Genomic DNA, 12,402 nt, shown 5'->3' on the forward strand with positions numbered 1-12,402 from the left:
AGCAGCACTCGACCGCGATTTCAGCGGTGCTGCGTCAATCGGATCGTGTGGACGATCCGTATAGCCTGATGTTCTGGTCCTGCGTTACGGACGCGCCGGTTCTGACGAAAGACCGGGACCCGCTTTTTCGCTTGGCACTGTAGCGAACGCGATTGGATCCGTAAGCCGAATCGCATCCATGGTGATGGCGCAGCGATAGACATAGGCTTCGACGCCGGCCTCCTGCGCCTTAAGGAAGGCGGCCGCGTAGCCGGGGTCGATATCGGCAGCCAGCGAAAACCGGTCGCAGTCGGTACGCTGAACGACGTACAGCATCACCGCGCGGCAGCCATCGGCCACCATGGCGGCAAGTTCGTCCAGATGGCGCGCGCCGCGCGTGGTCACCGAATCGGGAAATTCCGCCAGGCCGGTCTGGCGCATCAGGTGAACGTTCTTGATCTCGACATAGCAGGGCGGCCGACCGTCGCCCTCCAGGACGAGATCCACCCTGCTTGCCTTGCCGTAGCGGACCTCACGGCGGATTCGATCGTAGCCTGAAAGCGGCGCGATCCGATCCTGCGAAATCGCTTCGGCCGCGATGCGGTTGGGGTGGGCGGTGTTGATTCCCACCAGGTCCCCATCGACTTCGACCAGCTCGAGTGTATGGGGAAGCTTGCGCTTGGGGTTAGACGACACCGACAGCCAGACCGGGCTCTCCGGCGCGTCCAGGCCTGTCATTGCGCCCGGATTCGGGCAGTGGACCGTGATGATGGAGCCATCATCCAGTCGGACATCGGCCAGAAAACGCTTGTAGCGGCGAAGCAACCGCGCGGACACAAGAGGCGAGGGAAGCTGCATGACGAGGTTCGACGCATGAAAACCCAAGGAAGGGAGGCTTCGCGAAGGTAGCTGCGCGCAAAAAAAAAGAGCAAGGCTTTCGCCTTGCTGCTTTTAGTTCCGCGTCCGTCCTCTCTGTGCGCTTAAGTCGGTTTCCGACCATGCGCGGCAGCAGATTGATACTGCGCCAGAGAGGCTTCCTCCCAAGACTCAGACCGCGAAGCCTTCGACACCGATACTCAAGTCGATGTCGTTGCGTTATGTCAAAACCATAGCAAGTGAATTTCGGTCTGTCATCATTTTGTGCAACTGCCGCCCAACTTTTTTGCTTGTTTTATAATTTGCTGCGCTGCAGCGAAACTTGAACCGTGCGATTCGTGTTGCAAATGGCGCGAAAACGCGGGCATTCCGGTGCCGCCGCTGCACGGCACTCTGCCCTTGTCATTTGCGTTGCGGAGGGTTTCACTCCGCTCGCCGACGCCGATCGTTTCAAAGAAAGCACCCTCAGAGATGCGCCTGTCCCGCTACTTCCTGCCGATTCTCAAGGAAACGCCGAAAGAGGCGGAGATCGTCTCGCACCGGCTGATGCTGCGTGCGGGTATGATTCGCCAGCAGTCGGCTGGCATCTATTCGTGGCTCCCGTTCGGGCGCGCGGTTCTGGAGAAGGTCGAGCAGATCGTCCGCGAGGAGCAGAATCGCGCCGGCGCCCAGGAAGTGCTGATGCCGACGATCCAGTCGGCGGACCTCTGGATGGAATCGGGTCGCTACGACGACTACGGGCTGGAGATGCTGCGCATCACCGACCGCCACGAGCGGCCGATGCTCTACGGCCCGACCAACGAGGAGATGATCACCGACATCTTCCGGTCGTACGTGCGCAGCTACCGCGAATTGCCCCTGAACCTCTACCATATCCAATGGAAGTTCCGCGACGAGGTGCGCCCGCGCTTCGGGGTCATGCGCGGGCGGGAATTCCTGATGAAGGACGCCTATTCCTTCGACATCGACCAGGAAGGCGCACGCCGGGCCTACAACCGGATGTTCGTCGCCTATTTGCGCACCTTCAGCCGCATGGGATTGACGGCGATCCCGATGCGCGCCGAGACCGGCCCGATCGGCGGGGACCTGTCTCATGAGTTCATCATTCTCGCGTCGACCGGCGAGAGCGCGGTCTATTGCGACAAGGATCTCCTGGATTTACCGATTCCCGCTGAGGACACGGATTTCGAAAGCGATCTGTCGCCGATCGTCGACTCCTGGACGGCGAAATATGCCGCCACCGACGACATGCACGACACGGCCGCCTTTGACGCGTTGCCCGAGGCGCGGCAGGTGGCCGCGCGCGGCATCGAGATCGGCCACATCTTCTATTTCGGCACCAAATATTCCGAACCGATGGGCGCGAAGGTGGCCGGTCCCGATGGTGTAGAGCGTCCGGTACACATGGGTTCCTATGGCGTGGGGGTCTCCCGCTTGGTGGGGGCGGTGATCGAGGCAAGCCACGACGAGGACGGCATTATCTGGCCGGCGTCGCTCAGCCCGTTCGACGTCGGCCTGATCAATCTGAAGCCCGGCGACGGAGAGAGCGACACGGCCTGCGAGGCGCTTTACGAACGATTGGAAAAGGCCGGCGTGAGCGTGCTCTATGACGATGTCGACCAGCGTGCCGGCGCCAAGTTCGCGGCCATGGACCTGATCGGGTTGCCCTGGCAACTGATCGTTGGCCCGCGCGGGCTGGCCCAGGGCGAAGTCGAGGTGAAGCATCGCGCCACCGGTGAGCGCCGGACGCTCTCCCTCGATGCCGCGGTGAACCGGCTCGTCGAGGCCCGCCATGGCTGAGGCCTCGGGCGCCGGCGGCATCGGCGCCTTCTCCGCCCTGGAATGGTTGATCGCCGGCCGCTATCTGCGCTCGCGCCGGCGCGACACCTTCATCTCGGTGATCGCGGGTTTCTCCTTTCTGGGCGTCATGCTCGGGGTGGCGACCCTTATCATCGTGATGGCGGTGATGAACGGCTTCCGCAACGAGCTCTTCACCAAGATCCTGGGCGTGAACGGCCATTTCCTGGTCCAGCCGATCGGCAGCGATCTGACGGACTATGAAGGAGTCGCAGATCGCATCGAGGTCATCCCCGGCGTGCGGCTCGCCATGCCCTATGTCGAGGGCCAGGCGTTCGTGACGGGGCCGGGCGGTGCCACCGGCGCCCTCGTGCGCGGACTTTCCAAGCCGGACTTGGACGCGCTGCACCTCGTCTCCGACAATCTGATCCTGGGCGATTTGTCCGTCTTCGGCGACGGCAAGGGGATCGTCATCGGGTCCCGGCTGGCGGCGAGCCTGGGCGTCACCGTTGGCGACAGTCTCCGGCTTCTGACCCAGGACGGCGATGTCACCCCGTTCGGCGTCACCCCGCGCAGCGAGAGCTATCCGATCGATGCTATCTTCGAGGTCGGCATGTCGGAGTATGATTCCTCCATCATCTACATGCCGCTGTCGGAGGCGCAGTATTTCTTCAATTCGGACGGCACGGTGACCGCGATCGAGGTGTTCGTCGACGATCCCGATCAGGTCGACGCCTTGCGCCAGCCGATCATGACGGCCGCCGAGCGCCAAGTGTATCTGATCGACTGGCGACAGCGGAACACCACCTTCTTTTCCGCCCTTGAGGTGGAGCGCAATGTGATGTTCCTGATCCTGACGTTGATCGTGCTGGTCGCCGTGCTGAACATCATCTCCGGCCTGACCATGCTGGTGAAGGACAAGGCCCGTGACATCGCGATTCTGCGAACAATGGGTGCGACGCGCGGCACGGTGCTGCGGGTGTTCATCTTGGCGGGGTTGTCGATCGGCACCATCGGGACACTCGCCGGCCTGGGCCTTGGCACGCTGGTCTGCCTGAATATCGAGGAGATCCGGCAGGCGATCTCCTGGGTGACGCGGACGGAACTGTTCTCCCCCGAACTCTATTTTCTCAGCCGGCTGCCGGCCGACATGGAAACCGGCGAGACCATGGCGGTGGTGCTGATGGCGCTGATTCTTTCCTTCCTGGCGACGCTTTATCCGGCCTGGAAGGCGGCGGCGGTCGATCCGGTCGAGGCGTTGCGCAGCGAATGAGTGGGACCAAACCCTCCGAACGCGCCGACGCGCTGGTGCTGTCGGCCGTCGAGCGTCGCTACCGGGAAGGCGCGGGCGAGCTGGCGGTCCTGCGCGGCGTCGACTTGAGGCTTGCGCCGGGGGAGCTGGTCGCGCTGGTGGCGCCGTCGGGCGCTGGCAAGTCGACGCTGCTCCACATCGCGGCCCTCCTGGAGCGTCCCGACAGCGGACGTGTGGAAGTCGCCGGCGTCGACACCACGGGGCTTGGCGATAGTGCCCGTACGGATCTGCGCCGCGGCGCGATCGGCATGGTCTATCAGTTCCATCACCTCCTGCCGGATTTCACCGCGCTGGAGAATGTGAGCATGCCGCTGCGGCTGGCGGGCGTCTCCAAGCGAGAGGCCGAGCGCGCGGCCAATGAGTTGCTCGACGAGCTCGGCGTTGCCCCGCGTGCCAGCCACCGGCCTGGCGAGCTCTCCGGCGGAGAGCGTCAACGCGTGGCGATCGCCCGCGCGGTGGCGAATCGCCCGGCCTTGCTGCTCGCCGACGAGCCGACCGGCAATCTCGATCCCGGAACGGCGGAGCATGTGTTCTCCGCATTCGTGCGGCTGGCGCGCTTCACCGGCCTTGCGGCCCTGGTGGCGACCCACAACCATGAACTTGCCGACCGCATGGACCGCCGCGTCACCTTGGTAGACGGGCGCTGCGAGCAGGTCTGAGCGGGATGGGCACCGGTTTTCCGCCCGCATCTCTCGTTCGCTTTTGACATGCGGCGCTGAGCCTCCGGTGACCTGCTGGAGTGCTCAGCGCTTGGTCGGTCCGTTCGTCCTTCGCGAAAACCAATTCTTAACGACGCCGGATCGAGGCGGGCGGAGAGCCTTGACGGGCGGAACGAAGTGAGAACATAGTGAAGGGAACAAAGGACGAACGAGGCGCCGGTCCTACGGCGTTCCACCTGAAATGGAGGCACTGATGATCCGCTTCGCTTATGACCTGACGACCCTCGTCGCTCTCACGCTGTTTGGGGCCACTATGCTCGTGTGGCTCGATGCGCTGACCCGATTTCACTAGTTTTTTTGGGGAACAAACCGGGAAACTTGCCGCGATCTGCGCCAATTGGATGGGCCGGTTTGCCGGCTCCGCGACCGATCGGCTGTGGACGGATGATCCGGCAAGGTCGACCGGGACAGGATGCGGCGGCAAAGTCGGGGCGGGATGTGGGGTCGGCTTTCCGCCCGCCTCCTGCGGCCAGATACGGGGTTTGACGACATGAGCGCGAGCGAGGGGCCTGGCTTTATTCATCTGCGGGTGCATTCCGCCTTTTCGCTGCTGGAAGGCGCGCTGCACCTGAAGGACCTGGTCAAGCTTGCCAAGGCCGATCGCCAGCCGGCGGTGGCCGTCACCGACAGCGGCAACCTGTTCGGCGCGCTGGAGTTTTCCGAAAAGGCGGCGGGCGAGGGGGTGCAGCCGATCGTGGGCTGTCAGGTCGCCGTCTCGTTCCTGGAGGAGGATGGCAACCGACGCCAGGCCGACGCGGCGATGCCGAGCCTGGTTCTGATCGCCGCCACCGCCGAAGGTTACGCCAACCTGGTGAAGCTGGTCTCCCGGTCGCACCTGGATCCGGTCCCCGGCACCCGGCCGCACATTCCCGCCGACGCTCTCGCCGAGCATTGTTCGGGCCTGATCTGCCTCTCCGGCGGTGCCGGCGGGCCGATCGGTCAGGCGATCCTGCGCGGCACCGAGGTGCTCGCCCGCAAGCGATTCGATTGGCTGGCGGACACCTTCGGCGATCGATTCTACTGCGAGCTTCAGCGCCACGGACTGGCGGAGGAGGCGACCTGCGAGCCGCTGTTCCTCGATTTCGCATATGAGGCGGGCGTGCCGCTGGTCGCCACCAACGAGGTCTTCTTCCAGGCCCGGGACGACTTCGAGGCCCATGACGCGCTGATTTGTATCGCGGAAGGGCGCCGGCTCAACGAGGACAATCGCCGCCAGCTCACGCCCGAACACTATTTCAAAAGCCGGGCGGAGATGGTCGAGCTGTTTGCCGACCTGCCGGAGGCGTTGGCCTCGACGGTGGAGATCGCCCGGCGCTGCGTCACCCGGCCCAGGAAGCACAATCCGATTCTGCCGCGCTTTGCGACCGGCGACGACGTCGACTACGAGGCGGCGGAAGCCGCCGAGGCGGAGGCGCTGCGCAAGCTGGCGGTGGATGGCCTGGCCGCCCGCCTCGCCGCCCACGGGCCGGCACCAGGGACGGAGGAATCCGACTATCACGCCCGGCTCGAGCACGAGCTCTCCATCATCATCAAGATGAAGTATCCGGGCTACTTCCTGATCGTGTCCGACTTCATCCAGTGGGCCAAGGGCGAGGACATTCCCGTCGGGCCGGGTCGTGGCTCGGGTGCGGGCTCGCTCGTCGCCTATGCGCTGACGATCACCGATCTCGATCCGCTTCGCTTCGGCCTTCTGTTCGAACGCTTCCTCAACCCCGAGCGCGTGTCGATGCCGGACTTCGACATCGACTTCTGCCAGGAGCGGCGCGAGGAGGTGATCTCTTACGTCCAGCAGAAGTACGGGCACGATCAGGTCGGCCAGATCATCACCTTCGGATCGCTGCAGGCGCGCGCGGTCTTGCGCGATGTCGGGCGCGTGCTGGAGCTGCCCTACGGCCAGGTCGACAAGCTCTGCAAGCTGGTGCCGGCCAATCCGGCCAATCCGGTGACACTGAAGGAGGCGGTGGACGGCGAGCCGCGGCTGCAGGAGGCGCGCGAGGAGGAGCCTGTCGTCGCCACCTTGCTGCGCATGGCGATGAAGCTGGAAGGTCTCTACCGGCACGCATCGACCCATGCCGCCGGCATCGTGATCGGCGATCGGTCGCTGGACGAGCTGGTCCCGATGTACCGAGACCCGCGCTCCGACATGCCGGTCACCCAGTTCAACATGAAATGGGTGGAGCAGGCGGGGCTGGTGAAGTTCGACTTCCTCGGCTTGAAGACGCTGACCGTGATCGACCACGCCGTGAAGCTGATCGCGGACCGTGGCATCGACATCGATCTCGCGTCGCTGCCGCTCGACGATGCGGCGACCTACGAAATGCTGGCTCGTGGCGAGACGGTCGGCGTGTTCCAGTTGGAAAGTGCCGGGATGCGCAAGGCGCTGATCGGCATGCGGCCCGACCGGTTCGAGGATCTGATCGCCATCGTGGCGCTCTATCGGCCGGGTCCGATGGACAACATCCCGAGCTACAACCGCCGCAAGCACGGCGAGGAGGAGCCCGACTATCTGCATCCGCTCCTGGAGCCGATCCTGAAGGAGACCTACGGCATCATCATCTACCAGGAGCAGGTGATGCAGATTGCCCAGATTCTCTCCGGCTACTCGCTCGGCGACGCCGATCTTCTGCGCCGCGCCATGGGCAAGAAGATCAAGGCGGAGATGGACGTCCAGCGCGGCCGCTTCGTGGAGGGCGCGGTGGAGCGCGGCGTCAAGAAATCCGACGCCTCGACGATTTTCGACCTGGTGGCGAAGTTCGCCAACTACGGCTTCAACAAGTCGCACGCCGCTGCCTACGCCCTGGTCGCCTACCACACGGCCTGGCTGAAAGCGAACTACCCCGTCGAGTTCCTCGCCGCCACCATGACGCTCGACATGGGCAACACCGACAAGCTGTCGGATTTCCGCCGCGAGGCGATGCGCCTCGACATCAAGGTGCTGCCGCCGTCGGTGAACCAGTCGGCGGCGACTTTTTCGGTGGCGGACGGGTCGATCGTCTATGCGCTCAACGCCATCAAGGGGGTCGGGCGGCCGCTGGTGGACCATGTGGTGGAGCTGCGCCGGGAGCGGCCATTCCGCGACATCACCGATTTCGCGCACAGGATCAATCCGAAGGTCGCCAACAAGCGCGGGCTGGAGTGTCTGGTGGCGGCCGGCGCCTTCGACACGCTGCAGCCCAACCGCGCCCGGCTGATGGAAGGGCTCGACCGGGTGCTAGGCATCGCCCAGCGCAACGCCGAGGGGCGCGCCTCAGGTCAGAACGATTTCTTCGGGGGCGAGCCGCAGCCGGTCGAGCTGCCCGATATTCTGCCCTGGGTTCCGGCGGAAACGCTGCAGCGGGAATATGCGGCCATCGGTTTCTATCTGTCGGCCCATCCGCTCGATGACTATCGCCAAGTCCTGGAGCGCATGCGGGTCCAGATGTGGGCGACCTTCGTGGAGGCGGTGAAGCGCGGCGCAACCGCGGCGCGGCTGGTCGGCACCGTCACCCAGCGTCAGGAGCGCCGGACGCGCTCGGGCAACCGGATGGGCATCGTGCGGATGTCGGACCCGACCGGCCAGTACGAGGCGGTGATCTTCTCCGATGGCCTGGCTCAGTATCGCGATCTTCTGGAGCCCGGCCAGTCCGTCATCTTGATGGTGCATGCGGAGGAGCGCGAGGAGGGGGTGTCGGCGCGCATCCAGTCGGTCGAACCGCTCGACGAGGCCGCTCTCAGGCTGAAGCGCTCGCTGCGGGTGTTCCTGCGCGATGCCGCGCCGCTGGACGGGCTGAAGCGGCATCTTCCGCGCTCCGGCGATGCCGACGTGTCGCTCGTGCTTCTGGTCGACGACGGCAAGCGCGAGGTCGAGGTGAAGTTGCCCGGGCGTTATCAGGTGACTCCGCCGGTCGCGAGCGCGCTGAAACAGCTTCCGGGTGTTGTCCAGGTGGAGTTTGCGTAGAGCAAATCCCAAGAAAAGTGGGAACCGGTTTTCCGCCTGGGATTTGCGTTGAGAAGAGAGCCAAATCCCAAGAAATGTGGGAACCGGTTTTGCCTCCGGAAACGCGTGAAGACAGTGGCTGTTGTGCGCTGGCTCCGTAAATGCGGGAACTACCGAGAAGCCGGGTATTCGGGGGCCAGTTCGCTCAGTCGGACGCCCCTTGGTCCCGCCGTTGGGCCCGATCATGACGGGCAGCGAATGCAAACGCTTGCCTTGCCGACCGGAAGTGCCTATATCGCGTTTCATTCCACACGCGGGGGTCTCCTTGAGGAAGCCGGTTACGGTGGTCCTGAGGATCCGGTGTGGGCGATCGTAGTCGATCGCGCGCAACCCCCCGCGGAGGCTTAACCGGATCGAATACGAGAGGAGAGGCAGCAGATGGCTCTGCCCAGCTTTACCATGCGCCAGCTTCTGGAAGCCGGCGTGCACTTCGGCCACCAGACCCACCGCTGGAATCCGAAGATGGCCCCGTTCATTTTCGGGGATCGCAACAACATCCATATCATCGATCTCGCGCAGACCGTGCCGATGCTGGATCAGGCGCTGAAGGCGGTCTCCGATACCGTCGCTGGCGGCGGCCGCGTTCTGATGGTCGGCACCAAGCGCGCGGCCCAGGAAGCGATCGCGGAATCGGCGCGCCGGTCGGCCCAGTATTATGTCAACGCGCGCTGGCTCGGCGGCATGCTGACGAACTGGAAGACCATTTCGGTCTCGATTCAACGTCTGCGTCGCCTGGAGGAGACGATCGCGAGCGATCCGCAGGGGCTCACCAAGAAAGAGCGCCTGTTCATGGATCGCGAGCGCGAGAAGCTCGAGCGCAACCTCGGTGGCATCAAGGACATGGGCGGCGTGCCCGACCTGGTGTTCGTGATCGACACCAACCGTGAGCAGATCGCGGTTCAGGAAGCGCGCCGGCTCGGAATTCCGGTGGCGGCGATCGTCGATTCCAACTGTGATCCGGACGGCATCACCTATCCTGTTCCGGGCAACGACGACGCGGCACGTGCGATCACGCTTTATTGCGACCTGATCTCGCGGGCGGCGATCGACGGCCTGTCGCGGGCCCAGGGCTCGCTCGGTGCCGACCTCGGCGAGGAAGAGGCTCCCTACGAGGAAACCAGCCTCGAAACGCCGGCCGACACTGGACCGGAAGAAGTGCCGGTTCCGGCTGAGGTCGTGGAAGGCGAACAGCCGGTCGAGGCCGAGACCACCGAGAAGAGCTAAAGCGTTTGTGGGCGACGCGAACATCGGTTCGCTGCCCCGAAACGCGTGAGATGACCGCCGAGAGCCGTTTCGCACGCCAGTGATAGCGGAAGCGGCGTTCGACGTGCCGGTTTGGGATCACTGGAGCCTTTTCCGCTCGGAAGGAAACACCCGAGCGGCAAGAAATGGCTTCAGGTTTAAGATCTCGAGTGGGTCCTTATCGTTCAGATTGGTTCAATTTGAACGGGACTTGCTCGGGGACCTAAATCGCACCGAGCGGTTGGCTCGAAAGGGTGAAGCGGGGCTCGCGGAAGGCTGCATTTGCGTTCTGCGCGCCTGCTTTTTGATCGCATCGGAGCCGTTTTCGTTCGCGTGTTTTCGCTGATCGGAAGTGGCTCTGGCGGGGCTGTCGTGTGTGATGGCCCGAAGCGCGTGCTCTTGGGCTGGCCTATGCGCCGGTCGGGAGCGGATCTGCGATCGACCGCGATCGGTTCTCGACTTCCGCGCGCCGATCGCGCATGTAACTCGCGCCCGCAGGTGGACGGATCCGATCCGTCCGGGACGGCCCGACGAAATCCTCGCCGGTGTCTCCCGTTTGCGGCCGCAGCGACCAGGATAGAACTCAGGCGAGGACTTAAGATGAGCATCTCGGCTCAAGAGGTCAAAGAACTCCGCGAGAAGACCGGCGCCGGCATGATGGATTGCAAGCGGGCGCTGACCGAGAGCGGCGGCGACATGGAAGTTGCGATCGATTGGCTGCGCAAGAAGGGCCTGTCGAAGGCAGCGAAGAAGGCGGACCGCGTAGCGGCCGAAGGCCTGATCGGCGTGGCCCAGGGCGATAGCTCGGCCGCCGTGGTCGAGGTCAACGCAGAGACCGACTTCGTGGCTCGCAATGAGCAGTTCCAGACGCTCGTGCGCACCGTCGCGAACGAAGCGCTTGCGACGGCCGGTGATCGTGATGCCCTGCTGGCGGCGGCGATGCCGGGCGCGGGGCACTCCATTGGCGAGGAGATCACCGAGGCGATCGCGACCATCGGCGAGAACATGACGCTGCGCCGCGTGGCCGTGCTGTCGGTTTCGCCGGGTATCGTTGCGACCTACGTCCACAACTCCGTGGCCGATGGGCTCGGCAAGCTCGGCGTTCTGGTGGCCCTGGAATCGGAGGGCAAGCCTGAGGTGCTGCAGGACCTCGGCAAGCGCATCGCCATGCATGTTGCGGCGGTCAATCCGCTGGCCGTCTCGCCGGACGAGGTGGATGCCGGCGTGGTGGCCCGCGAGCGGGAAGTCTATGCCGACCAGGCCCGTCAGTCGGGCAAGCCGGAGAACATCATCGAGAAGATGGTGGACGGCCGGATGCGCAAGTTCTTCGAGGAAGTTGCGCTCCTGAAGCAGAGCTTCGTGGTCGACCCGGACAAGACCGTGGAGCAGGCTATCGAGGCGGCCCAGGCCGATGCCGGTGCGCCGATCAAGCTCGTTGCGTTCGTGCGCTTCGCGTTGGGCGAGGGCATCGAGAAGGAAAGCTCGGACTTCGCCGCGGAAGTCGCGGCGGCAGCCGGTTCCTGACGATATCGGAGCCCGCCGGTCGGATTGATCGGCGGGCTTTTTTCTGAGCCGAGCCCGGTCGGGGTCGGCGCCCCTGATGCTGCGCTTCGTCGGCTGATGTCGCTCCGATGGCGGACGTGGCAATGGGGACAAGGGACAGGACCGATCCGCGATCGGTCTTTCTTTCGAATGGCGGCGCAGTCTGACGCTTGCGCCAACGTCCAGACAGGCAGCATCGATATGGCCACCGACCTGCGTTGGCGACGCATCCTTCTGAAGCTCTCGGGCGAGGCGTTGACCGGCAAGGGCGGTTTCGGGATCGATCCTGCCGTCACCAGCCGCATCGCCGATGAAATCAAGCAGGTTGTCGAGCTCGGCGGCCAGGTCGGCGTCGTGGTCGGCGGCGGCAATTTCGTTCGCGGCGCTCAGATCGCGTCCAGTGGTCTCGATCGCGTCAGCGGCGACCATATGGGCATGCTGGCGACGGTCATGAACGCGCTTGCACTCAATGCGGCGCTGACCTCGCGGGGCGTGCCGGCCCGGGTGCTGTCGGCCATCGCCGTTCCGACGATTTGCGATTCCTTCACCCAGCGTGCCGCGCTCGGCCACTTTCAGGCCGGTCGCGTGGTGTTGTTCGCCGGCGGCACGGGGAACCCCTTTTTCACGACCGATACCGGAGCGGTGCTGCGCGCCGTGGAGATGGGATGCGAGGTGGTGATGAAGGGCACCCAGGTCGACGGGGTCTATAGTGCCGATCCCAAAACCGACCCGACGGCGAGCCGATTCGATCGTCTGACGCACCGTGAAGTGCTCGCGCGCGGTCTTTCGGTTATGGACGCCACCGCAATCGCCCTTGCTCGCGACAACCGGATTCCGGTAAGCGTGTTCTCAATCGGCGAGCCTGGTGCGTTCGTGGCGGTTGCGGCTGGGGGAGGCCGCTCCACGTTGGTCACGGTCGAAGACGCCAACTCGGGGTGAGTCCTGGGCTTCGAGGCCAA

Annotated in this window: 8 protein-coding genes; 7 read left to right on the forward strand and 1 reads right to left on the reverse strand. The window is 64.5% G+C overall.

From position 1 onward, the window contains the following. Nucleotides 1-84: 84 nt before the first annotated feature. Nucleotides 85-837, reverse strand: coding sequence for a DNA/RNA nuclease SfsA (gene sfsA / locus HNS03_RS03805; protein WP_367193214.1), 753 nt, complete (start codon nt 835-837; stop codon nt 85-87). A 489-nt stretch (nt 838-1,326) separates the two neighbouring features. Here sfsA and proS point away from each other — a divergent pair, with 489 nt between their 5' ends. The 7 genes from proS (at nt 1,327) to pyrH (ending at nt 12,382) form a co-directional block, all read left to right on the forward strand. Continuing rightward, on the forward strand, nt 1,327-2,655 hold the full coding sequence (gene proS / locus HNS03_RS03810) for a proline--tRNA ligase (protein ID WP_367193216.1): 1,329 nt from the start codon (nt 1,327-1,329) through the stop codon (nt 2,653-2,655). Continuing rightward, nucleotides 2,648-3,925, forward strand: a complete 1,278-nt coding sequence (locus HNS03_RS03815) for a lipoprotein-releasing ABC transporter permease subunit (RefSeq protein WP_367193218.1) — start codon at nt 2,648-2,650, stop codon at nt 3,923-3,925. The genes proS and HNS03_RS03815 overlap by 8 nt, the downstream gene beginning before the upstream one ends. After that, nucleotides 3,922-4,623 carry an ABC transporter ATP-binding protein gene (locus HNS03_RS03820; protein ID WP_367193219.1) on the forward strand — a complete coding sequence of 234 codons (702 nt, stop codon included), beginning with the start codon at nt 3,922-3,924 and terminating at the stop codon, nt 4,621-4,623. Before HNS03_RS03815 ends, HNS03_RS03820 begins: the two co-directional genes overlap by 4 nt. A 550-nt stretch (nt 4,624-5,173) precedes the next feature. Then, nucleotides 5,174-8,620 carry a DNA polymerase III subunit alpha gene (dnaE, locus tag HNS03_RS03825; protein ID WP_367193220.1) on the forward strand — a complete coding sequence of 1,149 codons (3,447 nt, stop codon included), beginning with the start codon at nt 5,174-5,176 and terminating at the stop codon, nt 8,618-8,620. Nucleotides 8,621-9,037: 417 nt separating this feature from the next. After that, nucleotides 9,038-9,883, forward strand: coding sequence for a 30S ribosomal protein S2 (rpsB, locus tag HNS03_RS03830; protein ID WP_367193222.1), 846 nt, complete (start codon nt 9,038-9,040; stop codon nt 9,881-9,883). Between the two features lie 618 nt (nt 9,884-10,501). Next, nucleotides 10,502-11,425 carry a translation elongation factor Ts gene (tsf, locus tag HNS03_RS03835; protein WP_367193223.1) on the forward strand — a complete coding sequence of 308 codons (924 nt, stop codon included), beginning with the start codon at nt 10,502-10,504 and terminating at the stop codon, nt 11,423-11,425. Nucleotides 11,426-11,644: 219 nt separating this feature from the next. After that, nucleotides 11,645-12,382: a UMP kinase gene (pyrH, locus tag HNS03_RS03840; protein ID WP_367193225.1), complete on the forward strand. Its 738-nt coding sequence runs from the start codon at nt 11,645-11,647 to the stop codon at nt 12,380-12,382. Nucleotides 12,383-12,402: the final 20 nt, after the last annotated feature.

It is taken from the genome of Amorphus sp. 3PC139-8 (assembly GCF_040750475.1).
Lineage (GTDB): Bacteria > Pseudomonadota > Alphaproteobacteria > Rhizobiales > Amorphaceae > Amorphus.

Excerpts from the sequence above, each read along its gene's own strand:
- pyrH (WP_367193225.1), top strand. The coding sequence starts at position 11,645 with ATGGCCACCGACCTGCGTTGGCGACGCATCCTTCTGAAGCTCTCGGGC.
- HNS03_RS03820 (WP_367193219.1), top strand. The coding sequence starts at position 3,922 with ATGAGTGGGACCAAACCCTCCGAACGCGCCGACGCGCTGGTGCTGTCG.
- tsf (WP_367193223.1), top strand. The coding sequence starts at position 10,502 with ATGAGCATCTCGGCTCAAGAGGTCAAAGAACTCCGCGAGAAGACCGGC.
- sfsA (WP_367193214.1), bottom strand. The coding sequence starts at position 837 with ATGCAGCTTCCCTCGCCTCTTGTGTCCGCGCGGTTGCTTCGCCGCTAC.
- HNS03_RS03815 (WP_367193218.1), top strand. The coding sequence starts at position 2,648 with ATGGCTGAGGCCTCGGGCGCCGGCGGCATCGGCGCCTTCTCCGCCCTG.
- rpsB (WP_367193222.1), top strand. The coding sequence starts at position 9,038 with ATGGCTCTGCCCAGCTTTACCATGCGCCAGCTTCTGGAAGCCGGCGTG.
- proS (WP_367193216.1), top strand. The coding sequence starts at position 1,327 with ATGCGCCTGTCCCGCTACTTCCTGCCGATTCTCAAGGAAACGCCGAAA.
- dnaE (WP_367193220.1), top strand. The coding sequence starts at position 5,174 with ATGAGCGCGAGCGAGGGGCCTGGCTTTATTCATCTGCGGGTGCATTCC.